This is a genomic window from Azospirillum endophyticum (assembly GCF_016595245.1).
Taxonomy (GTDB): Bacteria; Pseudomonadota; Alphaproteobacteria; order Azospirillales; family Azospirillaceae; genus Azospirillum; species Azospirillum endophyticum.
On the sequence record NZ_JAENHM010000025.1, the window covers coordinates 58,236 to 76,134 of the forward strand.

Annotated in this window: 16 protein-coding genes; 14 read left to right on the forward strand and 2 right to left on the reverse strand. The window is 67.4% G+C overall.

Annotated features, from left to right (window positions below; all coding sequences use genetic code 11):
- Positions 1–23 precede the first annotated feature (23 nt).
- Positions 24–419 carry a VOC family protein gene (locus JHL17_RS07435; RefSeq protein ID WP_200191617.1) on the reverse strand — a complete coding sequence of 132 codons (396 nt, stop codon included), beginning with the start codon at positions 417–419 and terminating at the stop codon, positions 24–26.
- A gap of 47 nt (positions 420–466) precedes the next feature.
- Positions 467–859 (reverse strand): c-type cytochrome, encoded by a 393-nt coding sequence (locus JHL17_RS07440; protein ID WP_200191619.1) that lies wholly within the window; start codon positions 857–859, stop codon positions 467–469.
- A 707-nt stretch (positions 860–1,566) separates the two neighbouring features.
- Here JHL17_RS07440 and JHL17_RS07445 point away from each other — a divergent pair.
- The 14 genes from JHL17_RS07445 to JHL17_RS07510 all read left to right on the forward strand — a co-directional run bounded on the left by JHL17_RS07445 (position 1,567) and on the right by JHL17_RS07510 (position 17,898).
- Positions 1,567–3,231 carry an aromatic/alkene/methane monooxygenase hydroxylase/oxygenase subunit alpha gene (locus JHL17_RS07445; protein WP_200191621.1) on the forward strand — a complete coding sequence of 555 codons (1,665 nt, stop codon included), beginning with the start codon at positions 1,567–1,569 and terminating at the stop codon, positions 3,229–3,231.
- A 118-nt stretch (positions 3,232–3,349) separates the two neighbouring features.
- Positions 3,350–4,408 carry an NADH:ubiquinone reductase (Na(+)-transporting) subunit F gene (locus JHL17_RS07450; protein WP_200191623.1) on the forward strand — a complete coding sequence of 353 codons (1,059 nt, stop codon included), beginning with the start codon at positions 3,350–3,352 and terminating at the stop codon, positions 4,406–4,408.
- A gap of 45 nt (positions 4,409–4,453) precedes the next feature.
- The gene (locus JHL17_RS07455) at positions 4,454–5,581 is read left to right on the forward strand and encodes an aromatic/alkene monooxygenase hydroxylase subunit beta (protein ID WP_200191625.1); all 1,128 of its coding nucleotides are present in this window, start codon (positions 4,454–4,456) and stop codon (positions 5,579–5,581) included.
- Positions 5,582–5,615: 34 nt separating this feature from the next.
- Entirely contained in the window at positions 5,616–5,972 is a 357-nt protein-coding gene (locus JHL17_RS07460; RefSeq protein WP_200191627.1) for an MmoB/DmpM family protein, read from the forward strand.
- Between the two features lie 205 nt (positions 5,973–6,177).
- Positions 6,178–7,818, forward strand: a complete 1,641-nt coding sequence (gene groEL, locus JHL17_RS07465) for a molecular chaperone GroEL (protein ID WP_200191629.1) — start codon at positions 6,178–6,180, stop codon at positions 7,816–7,818.
- Between the two features lie 225 nt (positions 7,819–8,043).
- The gene (locus JHL17_RS07470) at positions 8,044–10,173 is read left to right on the forward strand and encodes a sigma-54-dependent Fis family transcriptional regulator (RefSeq protein WP_200191631.1); all 2,130 of its coding nucleotides are present in this window, start codon (positions 8,044–8,046) and stop codon (positions 10,171–10,173) included.
- A gap of 153 nt (positions 10,174–10,326) precedes the next feature.
- On the forward strand, positions 10,327–10,704 hold the full coding sequence (locus JHL17_RS07475; RefSeq protein WP_200191633.1) for a ribbon-helix-helix domain-containing protein: 378 nt from the start codon (positions 10,327–10,329) through the stop codon (positions 10,702–10,704).
- A 211-nt stretch (positions 10,705–10,915) separates the two neighbouring features.
- Positions 10,916–11,794: a UTRA domain-containing protein gene (locus tag JHL17_RS07480; RefSeq protein WP_200191635.1), complete on the forward strand. Its 879-nt coding sequence runs from the start codon at positions 10,916–10,918 to the stop codon at positions 11,792–11,794.
- A gap of 5 nt (positions 11,795–11,799) precedes the next feature.
- Entirely contained in the window at positions 11,800–13,035 is a 1,236-nt protein-coding gene (locus tag JHL17_RS07485; RefSeq protein ID WP_200191637.1) for an ABC transporter substrate-binding protein, read from the forward strand.
- A 103-nt stretch (positions 13,036–13,138) separates the two neighbouring features.
- Entirely contained in the window at positions 13,139–14,011 is an 873-nt protein-coding gene (locus JHL17_RS07490) for a branched-chain amino acid ABC transporter permease (RefSeq protein WP_098738525.1), read from the forward strand.
- Positions 14,008–15,006 (forward strand): branched-chain amino acid ABC transporter permease, encoded by a 999-nt coding sequence (locus JHL17_RS07495; RefSeq protein ID WP_200191639.1) that lies wholly within the window; start codon positions 14,008–14,010, stop codon positions 15,004–15,006. The genes JHL17_RS07490 and JHL17_RS07495 overlap by 4 nt, the downstream gene beginning before the upstream one ends.
- Positions 14,993–15,739 (forward strand): ABC transporter ATP-binding protein, encoded by a 747-nt coding sequence (locus tag JHL17_RS07500; protein ID WP_200191641.1) that lies wholly within the window; start codon positions 14,993–14,995, stop codon positions 15,737–15,739. The genes JHL17_RS07495 and JHL17_RS07500 overlap by 14 nt, the downstream gene beginning before the upstream one ends.
- Positions 15,732–16,445 carry an ABC transporter ATP-binding protein gene (locus JHL17_RS07505; protein WP_200191643.1) on the forward strand — a complete coding sequence of 238 codons (714 nt, stop codon included), beginning with the start codon at positions 15,732–15,734 and terminating at the stop codon, positions 16,443–16,445. The genes JHL17_RS07500 and JHL17_RS07505 overlap by 8 nt, the downstream gene beginning before the upstream one ends.
- Before the next feature lie 25 nt (positions 16,446–16,470).
- On the forward strand, positions 16,471–17,898 hold the full coding sequence (locus JHL17_RS07510; protein ID WP_200191645.1) for an MmgE/PrpD family protein: 1,428 nt from the start codon (positions 16,471–16,473) through the stop codon (positions 17,896–17,898).
- The last annotated feature ends 1 nt before the right edge of the window (position 17,899 follow it).

Consider the following 17,899-nt stretch of genomic DNA (forward strand, 5'->3'; position numbering starts at 1 on the left):
TTGGTTGTTCTTGAAATCCGGACTTACCGGTAGCGGCCGTGGCGTTGCAGGACCTCGGTCTTGTAGCCGTCCGGATCGGTGACGAAGAAGAAGCGGGCCAGCAGGGTGCCGCCGGGGGCGAACTCCTTCACCGGTGTCACCGGGAGGTCCAGGGCCGACAGCCGGGCGTGTTCGCCGTCCAGATCGTCCACCGCCACCGCCATGTGGCCGTAGCCGTCGCCATGGGTGTAGGGCGTGATGCGGTCATGATTGACGGTCAGCTCCAGCTCCATGTCGTTTTCGGCGTTGCGCAGGTAGATCAGCGTGAAGCCGTCGAAGCCCAGCCGCTCGGCGGGTTCGAGCCCGAAGGCCTTGGCGTAGAAGTCCAGCGACCGCTGTTCGTCGAGGACGCGCACCATCATGTGGATGATCTTGGCCATGGTGCTTCCCATGAGGTCGTTGCCCACAATGTCGTTGAGGGAGGGCGTTACCGTTTGGCGTTGGCTTCCAGGAACTGGACGATGCTCTTGCGGACGCTGTCGTCGTCCTGGTGGTAGTTCATGTAGCTGCCGGGAATGAACTGGTTGGAGTTGGTCAGCCAGTGCTCCAGATGCCCGGCGTCCCAGGCGAAGCCGGCACCGCGCAGCGCATCGGAATAGTCGAAGCCGTCGACGCTGCCGGCCTTGCGGCCGATGACGCCGTAGAGCGGCGGCCCGGCGCGCGGTCCGTCGTCCTTCTTCACCGAATGGCAGGTCCCGCATTGCTGGCGGAACAGCGTCTCGCCATCCGCCGCCGCGGATGTCCGCGTGAAGGGCGAGAAGGGAATGGACAGAAGGAGCAGCAACATCACCCAGCGGTGCGGCGACATCCTCGCGTGCATCGCATGCCTCATCGTTTGAAAATCCTCCCGAAATCTCGGCTGAAGCCTTTGGGCGCCGGCACATCGGACCGGCCGGAGCGGCGCCGTCGATCGGATACAGCAAGGGGCATGCCACGCTTTGGGAAGGCGCACTGGATAAGGATTTGGGCAATCGTATTTAAGACCGGAGCGACAACGTTGCGCTTCGGATGTCCTTCTCCCCTTGTGGGAGAAGGGTTGGGATGAGGGGTGCAGAGGCCGCAGGCCTTTGGAAACATTGAATTTGCGACCCCTCACCCCAATCCCTCTCCCACAAGGGGAGAGGGGCTTTGTTCACGGATCATCCCATGTACGATTGCCTTAGGCCCAGGGCTCTGGCTGGTGTTGTCCGTACCAGCTGTCCCAACTGTTTCATTTTGGGACACCGCGGCGCGACAAATCGTCCCATAGTAAGACAATGCGTCATGCAAACTTTCTTTAAAATCGCCTCTCCGATGTGATCCGGCGTTTTGGCACGCCGGTTGCTTTATGGGGTGGGCGTTGCAGCCGCCCCGGTTCGGCGGTTGCAACCGGCCTGAAGCTGCGGACCTTCATCGCCGCGCCGCTGCGCGGTTCCGGTCCGGCCAATCCCGCCCTTGAACCTGCCGGTGTCCCGTCATCCGGCATGCGTGGCCGACGCGATCCTTCAGGCCCGGATCAACATCATCAAAATCATGGGGAGAGACGACATGCCGGATGGATTGACGCTGAACAAGATCACCAGCCAGAAAGGCATCGGCATCACCGAGGCGGCCCGCCGCGTCGCCGATCTCGGCTGGACGCCCTCCTACGTCAAGGAGGCGATGAGCTTCCCGACCGACTACAAGATCTCCAAGGCACCGCGCGACCCGATGAAGCAGGTCCTGCGCTCCTACTTCCCGATGCAGGAGGAGAAGGACAACCGCGTCTACGGCGCGCTGGACGCTGCCCTGCGCGGCGACATGTTCCGCAATGTCGAACCGCGCTGGATCGAATGGATGAAGCTGTTCCTGGCGATCATCCCCTTCCCGGAAATCTCGGCGGCGCGGTCGATGGCGACGCTGGGCCAGCTGGCGCCGGGCGATGATCTGCGCACCGGCTTCACCATGCAGATGATCGACGAGTTCCGGCACTCGACGATCCAGATGAACCTCAAGAAATGGTACATGGAGAACTACATCGATCCGGCCGGCTTCGACATCACCGAGAAGGCGTTCGGCAAATGTTACGCCACCACCATCGGCCGGCAGTTCGGTGAAGCCTTCCTGACCGGCGACGCCATCACCGCGTCCAACATCTATCTGCAGGTCGTGGCCGAGACCGCCTTCACCAACACGCTGTTCGTCGCCATGCCGTCGGAAGCGGCGCGCAACGGCGACTATGCCCTGCCCACTGTCTTCCTTTCGGTGCAGAGCGACGAATCCCGCCACATCGGCAATGGCCATTCCATGCTGATGTCGGTGCTGAAGGAGCCGGACAACCACCTGCTGCTGGAACGCGACATCCGCTATTCCTTCTGGCAGAACCACATGATCGTCGATGCCGCCATCGGCACGATCATCGAATACGGCACCAAGCACCGCGACAAGAACAAGGAATCCTACGCCGAGCTGTGGCACCGCTGGATCTTCGAGGATTACTACCGCACCTACCTGCTGCCGCTGGAGAAATACGGCATCAAGATCCACCATGACGACGTTCACGAAGCCTTCGACAGCATCGTCAAGAAGAACTACGTCCACAAGATCGCCCAGTTCTTCTCGGCCGGCTGGTGGGCCAATTTCTGGCGCATCGAGGCGATGACCGAACGCGATTTCGAGTGGTTCGAGAGCAAGTATCCGGGCTGGTACGACCAGTTCGGCATCTGGTGGGAGAATTACGCCAAGCTCAGCAAGCCGGGCAGCGTGCCGATCACTTTCGCCGACACCGGCTACGTCTATCCGCACCGCTGCTGGTCGAGCCTGGTGCCCTGCGTCATCCGCGAGGATTTCACGACCGACGAGGTCGACGGCGAACTCTTCACCTACGCCTCCGAGGTCGACCGCTGGACCCACAAGGAGGCCTTCGCCGCCGAATACCAGGGCCGCCCGACCCCGGCGATGGGCCGCTTCTCCGGCCGGCGCCAGTGGGAGGAGGTCTATGACGGCTGGGACCTCGCCGACGCCATCCAGGACATGGGCTTCGTCCGTCCCGACGGGAAGACGCTGGTCGCCCAGCCGCACTTGTCCTTCGAGGAGAAGGACATGTGGACGCTCGACCATGTGCGCGGCCACACCATCCGCAGCCCGTTGCTGGCCCTGCGTGAAATGACGCCGCAACAGCGTCAGGCGCATGTCGACGAGTACCGCAAGGGCTTCAAGATCCGCCGGGTCTGATTCCCCGCTCCTTTGTTTGAGCCCGCCCCCTTTCCGGATGGAAGGGGGGAACGGGGATCCCCTGCGGACAACACAGGCGGACAACACAGGCGGACAACACCGCGGAGATCGACAAACCATGACCGCACAAGCGCTGCACAACAGCCCGGCCGTCCACACCGTCCGGCTGGAGCCCGTCGGCATCGAAATGGAGGTCGCGGAAGGGGAAACCATTCTCGACGCGGCCTTCCGCCAGGGCGTCTCGCTGATGCATGGCTGCAAGGAGGGGCAATGCTCCGCCTGCAAATGCCTGCTGATCGACGGCGACGTGGAGATGCTGAAATACTCCACCTTCGCCCTCTCCGATCCGGAGCGCGACAGCAACCACATCCTGCTCTGCCGTTCGCTGGCCTACAGCGACGTGGCGGTGGAACTGCTGAACTACGACGAGGATCTGCTGTCCCGCTCCATTCCGGTGAAGGACTTCAATGCGCGACTGGCGGCGGTGGAGCCGCTGACCCACGACATCGTCGCCATCGCGCTGGATCTCGAGCAGCCGATGAAGTTCTGGGCCGGCCAGTATGTCGACATCACGCTGCCCGGCATCGGCCTCACCCGGTCCTTCTCGATGGGCAACCCGCCGGCGGACGGCAACCGGCTGGAGTTCATCATCAAGAAATACCCCGACGGCGCCTTCTCGCGCCAACTGGACGGCGGCCTGTCGGTCGGCGACCGGGTGACCGTCCGCGGTCCCTACGGCACCTGCTTCCGCCGCGAGGGGCGGGAGGGGCCGATGATCCTGGTCGGCGGTGGGTCGGGCATGGCGCCGCTGCTGTCGATCCTGCGTGATCAGGCGGCCAGCGGCGAGACGCGGCCGGTGCGGCTCTTCTACGGCGCCCGCAGCCGCAGGGACCTGTTCCACCTCGACCTGTTCGAGGAGTTCGCCCGCAGCTTGCCGGACTTCGCCTTCATCCCCGCCCTGTCGCATGCCGAGGAGGGCGACGCCTGGACCGGCGAGACCGGCTTCATCCACGAGGTGCTGCGCCGGCACCTGTCCGGCATGGCGGATGCGGAGGAGGCCGACGTCTTCTCCTGCGGGCCGCCGCCGATGATCGACGCGGTGCTGCCGGTCCTGCAAATGGCCGGTGTCGATTCCGCGCGCGTCTATTTCGACAAATTCACCCCCGCCACCCGCTGAGACGGGCCACTGAGGCGGGCTTTTGCAAACACGGGAGGAACGACGATGACCATGCAGGAAACCACAACCGCCTCTGCCGCCGCCGGGGCCAAGGTCTTTCCCGGCTCCGACAGCCGCCGTTACAATTACTTCGAACCGAAGGGCCGCAAGGCGACCCATTACGAGGACGTGACCGTCGACGTCCAGCCTGATCCGGAGCGCTATCTGCTCCAGAACTGGATCATCTCCTTCGGCGACGGTACCCCGACCTATTCCAAGGACTGGACCGCGCTGAAATGTGCGGACTGGCACGGCTACCGTGCGCCCGACCAGGAATGGGAACGCACCCATTATCAGCGCCAGTCCACCATCGTCGGCATGATCCAGAACGTCGTGGAGAACGCGCGGCGCGCCGGTGCGCCCCAGCGCTTCGACAAGGCCTGGGTCGCCGTGCTCCAGAACCATGTCGGCGCCTTCAAGCATGCCGAATACGGGCTGGGAACCGCGCTGATGCGGGCGCAACGCTACGGCTATACCCAGATGGTGAACAACGCCATCCTGACCAACGCCTCCTACAAGCTGCGCTTCGCCCAGGATCTGACGCTCTATCTGGCGGAGGTCGGCAGCGACATCGGAGGGTTCGACCTCGACGCCGGCAAGGCGCACTGGCTGGACGACCCGATCTGGCAGCCCTGCCGCGAGGCGGTCGAGCATATCCGTGCCGCCATCGATTTCCTGGAGCAGTATTTCGCCGTCAACCTCGTCTTCGAACCGCTGGTCGGCGAGCTGTTCCGCAGCGGCTTCGTCATGCAGGTGGCCGCGGCGCAGAACGACTTCTCCACCCCGTCGGTCATCTCGGCGGCCGAGGCCGACTATGAACGGAACCTCGCCAACGCGGTGGAGCTGTTCGCCCTGCTGCTGCGCGACCCGGCCCATGGCGAGGACAACCGGACTATGCTGCAGAGCTGGTTCACCCATCATGGCGGGCTGGCGGTGAAGGCGGCCTTGCAGCTTCAGCCGCTGTGGTCGCTGCCCAGGGTCAAGGCGGCGAGCTTCGCGGACGCCTTCGAGCGGGCGCGCGGCCGCGTCGCCGCCATCGGGCGCGAGATCGGCATCGACGCCGACCTGCCGGCCCTGCCGCCGGTCGAGGTCGGGCAGCCGGCCGCCGCAGTCACCGATGCTGCGGCAGAGTGATCCTTCCCGCTTTTTCGCCAAGAGGACGAGAACCATGAGCGTCACCACCGTGCAGCAGCTTTTCAAGCCGCTGAAGGACATCACCCAGGACGGCACCATTTCCCACCAGTGCGGCGTGACGATGAACGACAGCGTCGAGGCGCGCTGCATCGCCGAGGTGATGGAGAGCAAGCCCGGCATCACCGTTACCTACCTCCCGGCGATGATCCGCATCGACGGCGAAGGCAAGATCGAGTTCAAGATGAGCGAGATCGGGGAGGCGCTGGGCCGCGAGATGACCCCGCACATCTTCGAGATCTCCACCTCCACCCACTATGGCCGCATGGTCATGATCGACGAGGGCACGGTCGTCCTCTTCGGCAACATGGATGACGCGCTCGCCTACGAGTGAGGTCTCCCTCTCCCGTCCCGGGAGAGGGAAGGGGCCCGCCGCGAAGCGGTGGGAAGGGTGAGGGGTGAGGCACGGGGCCATGCGCTTCCGGTTCCTTGGATCACCCCTCACCCTCCCCACTTCGTGGGTCCCCTCCCTCTCCCGGGGCGGGAGAGGGCGCTTATCCTTCAGATTCATAAAATCAAGACTGGGAGGGAAAAACGCCATGCCGAAGATGATGCTGCACCGTGCCGAGGCGCGGGCCGCGCTTGCCCGTGGGGTGGGCAAGCTGGCGCTGGCGGTGCGCGGCACGCTGGGGCCGAAAGGGACCAACGCGATCATCGACCGCCCGATCGGCACGCCGATGATCTCGCGCGACGGTGTCAGCATCGCCGCCGAGATCGAGCTGCCCTGCCGCTTCGAGAACATGGGCGCCCAGGTGGTGCGCGAGGTGTCGAAGCAGACCAACGACGTGGCCGGCGACGGCACCACCACCGCCACCGTGCTGGCCGATGCGCTGATCCAGGAGGGTGTTGCCGTGCTCGCCGACGGCTATGGTTCAGTCGAACTGGTCGAGGGGATGGAGCGCGCCTGCGGCTTCGTCGTCGACCGGCTGCGCCAGATGGCCCGGCCATTGGAGAGCCATGCCCGGCTGGAGCAGGTGGCGACCGTCGCGGCGACCGATCCGGCGCTCGGCCACCTGGTTGCCGATGCCCTGCGCCGGGTCGGGGCCGAGGGGGTGATCGACATTGAATACGGCCAGCCGGGCGCGCCGACGGCGCTGCATGTGCTGGAGGGCATGGTGCTGGACCGCGGCTTCCTGTCCCACCACATGGCGACCGAGCCGACCGGCCAGACCGCGGTGCTGGAACGGCCCTACCTCCTGATGACCGACCACAAGATCGCCGATCCCGAACCGATCCTGCGTCTGGTCGACCGCATCGCCGCCGGGCACCGCCCGCTGCTGATCATGGCCGAGAGCGTGGCGCCGGAGGTGGTGGCGGCGCTGATGGCGCTGCGCCGCGACGGGCGCGCCACGGTGGTGGCGATCAACCCGCCGGAATTCGGCCACTGGCGCCAGGCGACGATGGAGGACATCGCGATCCTGACCGGCGGACGGGTGATCGCCCGCGACCTGGGCGGACGCCTCGACGGCGTGGCGGCCGAGGACCTGGGAGGCGCCGACCGCATCGAGGTTTCGGCCGGCCGCACCACGATCCTGCGCGGCCATGGCAATCCGGACGCATTGGCCGCCCGCCGCGCCCTGGTGCAGCGCCAGTGGGAGGAGGCGCCGCCCAACATCGAGCGGGACAAGCTGTCCCAGCGGCTGGCGAAGCTGACGCACGGCACCGCCCTGATCGAGGTCGGCGGCGCCACGCCGGTGGAGCAGAAGCGCACTGCCCAGCTTCTGGAGGATTCGCTCGCCGCCGCCCGCGCCGCGCTGGCGGAGGGTGTGGTGCCCGGCGGCGGCACCGCGCTGGCCCGCGTCGCTCCGCTGCTCGACCGGCTGGCCGGGGACGTCGGGGAGGGGGAGCGTGCAGGAGTGAAGCTGGTGCAGCGGGCGATGGTACAGCCCCTGGTCTGCATCGCGGAGAATGGCGGGCTGGACGGGGCCGGCATCGCCGCCCGCGTCGCCACGCTTCCCGACGGGTCCGGATTCGACGCCCGCATCGGCCGGTTCGGCGACCTGTTCGACGCCGGGATCATCGATCCGGTCAAGGTGACCACCCTGGCCCTGCTGAACGCGGTGTCGGTCGCCAAGCTGGTGCTGACCACCCACACCCTGATCGCCGACATTCCCGACGATGTCGACCCCACCGCCGGCCCGGCGCGTGGAGGGGGAATGGAGCGGTACGGACGGAGCTGAGCCCGCCCTGCCCTGACGCCTCACCTCCCCCTTCGGGGAAAACACAGGAAAAAGGCCATAGAGTATTCCGCTACTACCCCTCCCGCCCCGGTTCGGCTTATGATTTTCTATACAAACAATCCTTGATGCGGATGATGTCGGAGCGAACCTCCGCATCCCTGTCCAAGGACAATCGGCGCATCCTGAAAACTCTATGAAAGACGCCGGGCAAGCAGGGAGGGGACTATGTTGGCCAACGAACGGGTCGGCATCGGCCGTCCGGCCGGTGCTTCGTCCGGACCGGCGTTCCACGCGCTGGTGGATGGCGAAACGGCCACGATGAAGGCTTGGGAGGATTTCGTCTCCGGATCACGGCGGGAGAATCTGCCGGTCCGCGACGTGGTCATCCGATCCTGGGCGCGCTGCCAGAGCTTCCTGGTCGATGCGCGGGCGGATGCGGCGCCGGTGGTCGGCACCGACCATATCGAGGCGCTGCGCCGCGACAACCGCGACCTGCTCCAGGCTGCGGCCACGACTTTGGCGGAGGCGGCGAACCTGTTGGCCGGAACCCGGACGGTGATGCTGATCACCGATGCCAACGGCGTGGTGCTGGATGCCGCCGGTGACCGCGCAACGTTGACTTCGGCGCGCGACATCAGTCTGGCCTGCGGCGGGCAGTGGGGCGAGACCTGCGCCGGCACCAACGGCATCGGCACGGCACTGGCCTCCAAACAGCCGGTGCTGGTGCAGGCCGCGGAGCATTACTGCGCCGGCATCAAGGGGTGGAGTTGCGCCGGCGCCCCGATCCACGATCCCGTCGACGGGGCGGTCGTCGGCCTGCTCGACATCTCCGGCCTGAAGCAGAGCTTCAGCGGTCAGGCATTGGCATTGGCCGTGGTCGCCGCCCGCCAGGTGGAATGGAACCTCGCCCGCCAGACGGAGGCCGAGCATGTGCGGCTGCTGGAAGCCTGTCTGGAGGACAGCCAGAAATATGCCGGCGAGGGGTTGATCGCGCTGGATGCCCGCGGGCGCCTTCTCTATGCCAGCCGGAAGGCGGCGCATCTGTTGAAGGCCAACCTCGGATCGGAGGTGCCGCAGCTCAGCCGGGGGACCAGGCTGCCGATCATCGGGTTGGTTGGTGGACCGGGGGCCGGCGACCGGCTGCCGGTGCCGGCCGACTGGGTCCGTCCGCTGATGCTGGACGGGGAACGGCGGGGGACGCTGCTGGTGATTCCCGGCGCGGCATCCGCCCGCCCGTCGGGCGGGCGCCGTGCCGTGCCGGACGAGGCCGATCATAGCCGCTGCCGCTTCGCCGATATCGTCGGGTCGAGCGACAGCCTGCGCGCGGTGATCGGGCAGGGGGAGCGCTTGGCCCCTCTGCCGGTCCCCGTCCTGATCGAAGGGGAGACCGGCGTCGGCAAGGAACTGTTCGCGCGCGCCATCCATGGTCACGGCGCGGCGCCCGGCGGTCCCTTCGTGCCGTTCAATTGCGGCGCCGTGTCACGCGAAATGCTGGGCAGCGAGCTGTTCGGCTATGTGCGCGGCGCCTTCACCGGTGCGGCGGCGGAGGGACGGATCGGCCGCTTCGAACTGGCGGACGGCGGCACGCTGTGTCTCGACGAGGTCGGCGAGTTGCCGCTCGACCTCCAGCCCTATCTGCTGCGGGTGCTGGAGGAGGGGGTGCTGTACCGCATCGGCGACAACGTCCCGCGCCGGGTGTCGGTGCGGCTGCTTGCCATGACCAACCGCAACCTGCGCCACGAGGTCGCCGCCGGCCGGTTCCGCCGCGACCTCTACCATCGCCTCGCCGTCACCGCCCTGCGGGTGCCGCCCCTGCGGGAACGGCATGGCGACGTCCCGCGGCTGATCTCCCATTTCAACGGCCTGCTGGCGGAGCGACATGGCCGCTCGCCGGTCCGCTTCACCGTGGGGGCGCTGGATCTGCTGCAAGGCTACGACTGGCCGGGCAATGTCCGGGAACTGCGGAATGTCGTCGAACGCGCAATCCTCCTGTCCACCAGCGGAAACGTCGACGTCGGCGATCTTCCGGACGACCTGCGCGATGCGTGCCGCGGTTTGGAGGGCATCGTCCAGGGCGGCGTCGAGTCCTGCGGCTGGGGAGGTCCGTATCCGGCGATTTCCGGTCCGGCAATGCCGGTTTCGCCAGCGCCGGCGCCCATGTCCCTGACGGTGACCGAACAGCGGACGATCGAGGATGTGATCGCCGCCACCGGCGGAAACCTGTCGGACGCGGCGGCGGTGCTGGGGATTTCCCGCAGCACCTTGTATCGCAAGCTGAGCCAGCACGGCATCCGGAGAACCGCGGTCCGCAGGGCGCGATCCGGCCTGGACGGGATCGGTTGCGACCGGGACTGACTTTGCCGCATCAGATCGGATCGCGTAAAATCGGAATCGATTTGAAGCGTGAATCCGATCGCCAAACATAAGTCTACAGCATCGTGCGTTTCATATTAAACGCACGATGCTGTAATCGCGGTACGGGACCGGCGATGGGAGGAGGGACTGCATATGTGCCAGATCTTCGTCAACACCGACCCGATCCTGTACGAGGCCCGGTCCCGCTCGGTGCGCATCCACGGAATGGTGACCAGCATCCGGCTGGAGAACCTGTTCTGGAACGTCCTGGCCGGCATCGCGGCGGAGCAGGGGGTCACGACGAACCGCCTGATCGTCACCCTCCATGACGAGGTCGTGGAGGTCCACGGTGCCGTTCAGAACCTCGCCTCCTTCCTGCGCGTCAGCTGCGTGCGCTACCTGACCGCGGCCTCCGAAGCGGGGATGCCCGGGAATGCCGGACGGGTAGGGACGGCCGATCCGGTGCCGGGCGACGCGGGCGCGACGATCGTCGCCTTCCGTCCGGACAGGCCGTCGTCCGCCAAGTCGTGACGTCCGCCTTGTCCTTGATCGTCGCGGCGTCGCGCCGTAGGTTTTTTCCATCCGTTTGACCACCCGGTCCCGAAGAAGCACGACGGGTCCGGCATCCGATCGTCCGCACGCCCAACATCGCTGTTGACCAAAGCTGTATTATCCATCATACAGGTTCCTGTCTGATGAATGGACGGCCAACGGTTTCCGGTGGAAGGGGAGGCGGAGTGCTGTGAAGTCGGCGGTCGAACCCCTGAAGGCGCGCAGGATCTATCTGCTGCTGCGCGACCGCATCGTCGCCGGCGAATTGCCGCCGGGCGGCCGCCTGCCCGGCGAGCCGACTCTGGCGACCGAACATGCCGTGTCGCGGGTCACCGTGCGCCGCGCGCTCGACCTGCTGGAAAAGGAAGGGCTGGTGCAGCGCAAGCCCGGTTCCGGCACCTTCGTCCACGACACGCGCACCGTCCGCCCCATCGTCGCCGACCTCTCCAACGTGCTGTCGCACCTGATCGACATGGGCCGCAGCACCGACGTGAAGCTGCTGTCCTTCGGCTACGGCGTTCCGTCGGACTCCATTGCCGAAAGCCTGGGATTGAAGCCCGGCGAACGGGTGCAGCGGTCGGTGCGCGTGCGCCTGATCGATGGCGAGCCCTTTTCCTACCTGACCACCCATGTGCCGGAATGGATCGGCCTGACCTATTCGGAGGCCGAGCTGGCGGCGCGTCCGCTGCTGGAACTGATCGAACGGTCGGGCGTGACGACGGAACGCGCCACCCAGGCGATCAATGCGACGCTCGCCGGCCCGGATGCGGCGGCGGCGCTGGATCTCGAGATCGGGTCGCCGCTGCTGACCCTGACCCGCATCGTCTACGAGCCGTCGGGCCGCGGCGTGGAGCATCTGCACGCGCTGTACCGGCCCGACCGCTATAGCTTCCACATGGATCTGGTGCGCACCGGCGGCGACGGCGAGCGGCGCTGGAGCCCGGCGCTCGGCTGGCCGCGCACCGCCGAGAAGGCCGACCGCAAGGTGGCCGAGAAAAGCAAAGCCGACAAAAGCAAATCGGGCGAAAAGCCCACCCGCGTCGCGCGGGCCATCAAACAGAGGAGTTGAGCGTTATGGGACGTTCGGTTCAGGACACCGGCTTCTCCCGCCGCACGGTGCTGAAGGCCGGCGCCGCGGCTGCCGCCGTCACGGCGCTGCCGTTCGCGGCCCCGTCGGTGCTGCGCGCGCAGACGGCGGCGGTCAAGGTCGGCATCCTCCAGCCGGTGACCGGCGCGCTCGCCCATGACGGCGACCTCGGCCGGGCGGGCGCGGAGATGGCGATCAACGAGATCAACGCGGCCGGCGGCATCAAGTCGCTGGGCGGCGCCAAGTTGGAAATGGTGTTCGGCGACGCCCGCTCGACACCCGAAGCCGGCACGCAGGAGGTCGAGCGCATGCAGGCCGAAGGCGTCGCCGCCATCGTCGGCGGCTTCGCCAGCCCGATCTGCCTTGCCGCCTCCCAGGCGGCGGCCCGTTACGACCTGCCTTATCTGGTCGATGTCGGCGTGTCGGACCAGATCATGGCGCGCGGCCTGACCAACACCTTCCGCTTCAGCCCCGGCTTCGGCAAGGTCACGCAGGTGGCGCTCGACAATTTGACCGCCATCAACGACAAGGCGGGCAAGCCGGCCAAGACCGTCGTGCTGGTGCATGAGGACGGGCTGTTCGGCTCCGGCCTCGCCAAGCTGCTGCAGACCGAGCTGCCCAAGCGCGGCTTCGAGATCCTGGAGACCATCGCCCATCCGACCCCGGCGCGCGACATGTCCAACGTGGCGCTGCGCATCCGGTCGCTGAACCCCGATCTGGTGATCCCGTCCAATTACTACGGCGAGTTCGTGCTGCTCGCCCGCACCATGCAGCAGCAGCGCATCAAGCCGAAGGGCATCTACGCGATCCTCGGCGGGGCGGCGTCGAACGGCCGCTTCGTCAAGGAGTTTCCGCAGGCGGCGCAGAACGTCATCGACTGCAACCACTGGCACGACCCGAAGAACCCGAAGGCGCTGGCCCTGCGCAAGGCGGTGGAAGGGCAGGGCAAGTCCTTCGCCTACAATGTCTCGCTGAACTATTCGAACGTGCTGCTGCTGGCCGACGCCATCGAGCGGGCCGGCTCGACCGACCGCAAGAAGATCATCGAGGCGCTGAACGCCTCGACCTTCGCCGGCCACATCATGCCCTACGGCCCGACGAAGTTCGTCAACGGCCAGAACGAGGGCGCCACCCCGATCAACACCCAGATCCAGGGTGAGGACATCAAGGTGATCTTCCCCGACGCGTTCGCCGAGGCGAAGGCCAACTTCCCGGCGGTCTGATCGGTTTTTCGCCGCCGCACCTCCGCATTCCCCCATCCGTCCGGGACGCCGCGATCCGGCCTTCCGGGCGGGCGGGGGCCAATCCCCTCATGCGCGGGCTGCCATGTACTCCCCTCAGATCATCCTGGAAGCGGCGCTGAACGGTCTGATGACCGGCGCGGTCTATGCGCTGATCGCGCTCGGCCTGACGCTGATCTACGGCGTGCTCCACATCATCAACTTCGCCCATGGCGCGCTCCTGACCTGCGCGATGTTCGCGGTCTGGATCGCCTGGGCCTGGTTGGGGATGGACCCCTATCTGGCCATCCTGCCGCTGGTGCCGCTGATGTTCGTGCTCGGCTACGGCCTGCAGCGCTTCGTCATCGGACCGGCCAGCCATGGCGACGACGGCAACATCCTGCTGGTCACGCTCGGCCTGTCCATCGTGCTGGAGAATGTGCTGCTGGCCGTGTTCCAGTCGGATACCCGGACGCTCGACACCGATTACTCGTTCCAGGTGGTGGCGCTGGGGCCGCTGCTGCTGAGCTACCCGCGGCTGATCGGGCTGGGGGTCGCGGTGGTGGTGACCGGCTTGCTTTGGCTTGTGCTGAACCGCACCGACACCGGCAAGGCGATCCGTGCCGTCGCCAAGGAGAAGCTGGGCGCCAATCTGGTCGGCATCGACGTGCCGCATGTCTATGCCGTCACCTTCGGCCTGGGCTGCGCCTGCCTCGCCGTCGCGGCGGGGCTGCTGATGCCGACCTTCTACGTCAATCCACGCATCGGCGGCGCCTTTGTGCTGGTCGCCTTCACCGTGGTGGTGCTGGGCGGCATGGGCTCACTGCCCGGCGCGCTGCTGGGCGGCCTGTTCATCGGCGTGGTGGAGAGCCTGTGCGGCCTGTTCCTGGGCGACAGCCTGGGCCAGATCGGCATCTTCCTGATCTTCATCGCCGTGCTGCTGGTGCGGCCGACCGGACTGTTCGGAGCCAAGGCATGACCGTGCGCGACCTGATCCCGATCGCCGTCCTGATCCTCCTGGCAGCCCTGTTGCCGCTGGTGGTGACCTCCAGCCCGGTGCTGAATTTCCTGGTCTTCATGCTGATCGTGGCGCTGGGGGCGCAGGGCTGGAACATCCTGGGCGGCTTCGGCGGCCAGTTCAGCTTCGGCCATGCCGCCTTCTTCGGCACCGGCGCCTATGTGACCGCGATCCTGCAGACGCGCTACGGCATCAACGCCTGGGCCGGGCTGGTGCTGGCGACGGCGGCCGGCGCTGCGGTCGGCTGGGTCATCGGCTTCCTCAGCTTCCGATCGGGCCTGCGCGGCTCCTACTTCGCGCTGGTGACGCTGGCCTTCGCCGAGGTGTTCCGCATTCTTGCCAACGCCGCCTCCTTCACCGGCGGGGCCGCCGGGCTGCTGATCAAGCTGGACGTCCGTCCTGCCAACCTGCAATTCGACGACCGCGCCGTGTTCTATTGGCTGGTGCTGGCGCTGGTCGCCGCGGTGCTGCTGCTGACGCGCTGGATCCAGCGCTCCCGCTTCGGGGCGCAGCTGGTGGCGGTGCGCGAGAACGAGGATGCGGCCAAGGCACTGGGCGTCAACTCGCTGAAGGTGAAGCTGCGCGCCATCGCCCTGTCGGGCGGCGTGACCGCGCTGTCGGGCTGCCTCTACGCCCAGTATTTCCTCTATATCGACGCCAACATCGCCTATGGCAGCTGGATTTCGGTGGAGCTTCTGCTGGCCCCGATCATCGGCGGCGTCGGCACCGTCTTCGGCCCGGTGGTGGGGGCGCTGACCCTGCACGGGCTGGGCGAGCTCGCCAAGCAGTTCGCCGGCCGCATCCCCGGCATCGACCTGATCGTCTTCGGCGGCGTGCTGGTGCTGGCCGTCGCCTTTGCCCGCGGCGGCATCCTCGGCCTGCTGGAGCGCTTGCGCGACCGTGGCCGCGGGATGGTCACGCGCGGTCCCAAGGAGGTTTCCCATGCTGGCCGTTGAGGGCGTCTCCAAGCGTTTCGGCGGGCTGATGGCGGTGAACAATGCGTCGCTGTCGCTGCAACCGGGCGGCATCGTCGGGCTGATCGGGCCGAACGGCGCCGGCAAGACCACGCTGTTCTCAATGATCTCCGGCTTCGTCGCCCCCAGTGACGGGCGCATCCGCTTCGAGGGCACCGACATCACCGGCGAGGAACCGCACCGCCGGGCGGAGCTCGGCATCGGCCGCACCTTCCAGATCGTCCAGCCCTTCGCCGGGCTGACGGTGTGCGAGAACATCGCCGTCGGCGCCTATCTGCGCCATGCCAAGCGGGCGGACGCCACCGCCAAGGCGCGCGAGGTGGCACGCCGGGTCGGGCTGGGCACCGAACTGGACCGGCCGGCCGGCGGTCTGACGGTGGCCGGACGGAAACGGCTGGAACTGGCCCGCGCCCTTGCCACCGAACCGACGCTGCTGCTGCTGGACGAGGTGCTGGCCGGCCTGAACCCGTCGGAGATCCGCGACATCCTCCCGGTGATCCGCGGCATCCGCGACGAAGGGGTGACGATCCTGATGATCGAGCATGTCATGCAGGCGGTGATGAACCTGTGCGAGCGCGTCTATGTGCTGGCCCAGGGCCGCATGATCGCCGAGGGGCCGCCCGCCGTCGTCTGCGCCGACGCCCGCGTGATCGAGGCCTATCTCGGCCATGGCGCCGCCGCCCGCCTGAAGGCGGAGGGGGCGGCCCATGGCTGAGCAGCTTCTGGAAATCCGCGGCCTGACGACCGGCTACGGCGCCACCGAGGTGCTGCGCGGCATCGACATGGCGGTGCATGCCGGCGAGATCGTCACGGTGCTGGGGTCCAACGGCGTCGGCAAGACGACGCTGAACAAGGTGCTGTCGGGCGTGCTGCCGCCCTGGACCGGCGAAATTCATTTCGGCGGCACCCGCATCGACGGCAAATCCGCCGCGCGCATCGTCGAGGAGGGGCTGATCCAGGTGCCGGAAGGCCGCAAGATCTTCCCCAACCTGTCGATCCGCGAGAATCTGGAGCTGGGCAGCTACCGCCGCGGCAAGCCGAACCGGGCACGGAACCTGGAGCGCATCTTCGCCACCTTCCCGCGCCTGAAGGAGCGCGAGGGCCAGTTCGCCGGCACCCTGTCGGGCGGCGAGCAGCAGATGCTGGCGATCGGCCGCGGCATGATGGCCGAACCGCTGCTGCTGATCCTCGACGAGCCTTCGCTCGGCCTCTCGCCGCTGGTGGTGGAGGAGATGTTCACGCTGATCCGCAAGCTGAATGCCGACGGGCTGGCGATCCTGCTGGTCGAGCAGAACGTCGTCCAGTCGCTGGAGGTCGCCCGCCGGGCCTACATCCTCGAAAACGGCGTCTTCGCGCTGTCGGGACCGTCCGACGAGATCGCGCGCGACCCCGAACTGAAACGCACCTATCTCGGCCTCTAGGGGCCGTCCGCTCGGGAGCGGTGACATGACAAGCCTGTCCTTCGACGTGAAGCCGGCGAGCGAACTGCTCGCCGCCGCCCGGCCGTCCTGGCTCGACCGCTGGGGCGAGTTCGCCGCCGGCCTGACCTTCGCCGACCTGCCGGCCCCGGTGGTGGAACGGGCGAAGCTGGTGCTGCTCGACTGTATCGGCGTCATCGCCGCCGGCATGCAGGAACCGGAATGCCGCGCATTGGTGGGTCGGATGGCCGGAAGCGCCGGGTCCGGAGACTGCCCGGCGATCGGTTCGGGCCGCGGCTTCGCCGCCGGTTCGGCCGCCTTCCTGAACGGTGTCGCCGGGACCATGCTGGAACTGGACGAGGGCAACCAGTATGCCCGCGGTCATCCGGGAATCCATGTGCTGCCGGCGGCATTGGCCGCCGGTCCGCGGCTGAAGGCCACTGGGGCCGATCTGCTGACGGCACTGGTTCTGGGTTACGAGATCGGTTCGCGCATCGGCATCGCCGCCAAGCTGCTGGTCACCACCCACCCGCACGGCACCTGGGGAACGGCGGGCGCGGCTCTGGCCGTGGCCCATCTGAACCGGGCGGATGCGGCCGCGATGATCGAGACGATCAACATCGCCTCCACCCTCGGCCTCGCCACCAGCCGGCGGACGATGCTGGAGGGCGGCACCGTGCGCAACGCCTATGCCGGTGTCTCCAACCAGCTGGGACTGACCGCCTGGGATCTGGCCGCCAGCGGCTTCGTCGGCGAGACCGATGGCGTCGGCAGCGTGTTCGGCGGCGTCATCGCCCGCGATTTCCGGCCGGAGCTGATGGTGGACGAGCTGGGCGAGCGCTGGGAGATCGCCCGCAACTACTTCAAGCGCCATGCCGCCTGCCGCTACACCCACGGCGCGCTCGACGCGCTGGGCGACATCGTCGCGCAAGCCGGCGGCCGGATCGCTCCGGACGAGGTCGCGGCCATCGAGGTCGACACCTATGTCTGGGCCGCCCAGCTGGATGGGCCCGAGCCGAAGAACATGCTGGCGGCGAAGTTCTCGCTGCCCTTCGCGCTGGCGACTTTCCTCGCCAACGGCGCCGCGACCCCGGACGCCTTCCGTGACGAGGCCCGGCAGGCCGCGGCGACCCGCGATCTCGCCCGCCGTGTGACGGTGCGCGAGGACAAGGAGCTGACCGCGCGGCTTCCCGGCCTGCGTCCGGCCCGCGTCCGCCTGACCCTTGCCGACGGCCGCAGCCTCGCGGTGGAGGCGCTGACCAACAAGGGCGACACCGAGGATCCCTACGGCCCCGACGAGGTGCGGGCGAAGTTCGCCGAACTCGCCGGCCCGGTCTGGGGTGCCGGCCATGCCGCCGCCATTGCCGATTGCGTCGAGACCATCGACCGCGCGGCCGATCTTTCACCCCTGACCCGGCTTCTGTCGGCGCCTGCCGCCGCCGGGGGGAGCGCCTGAG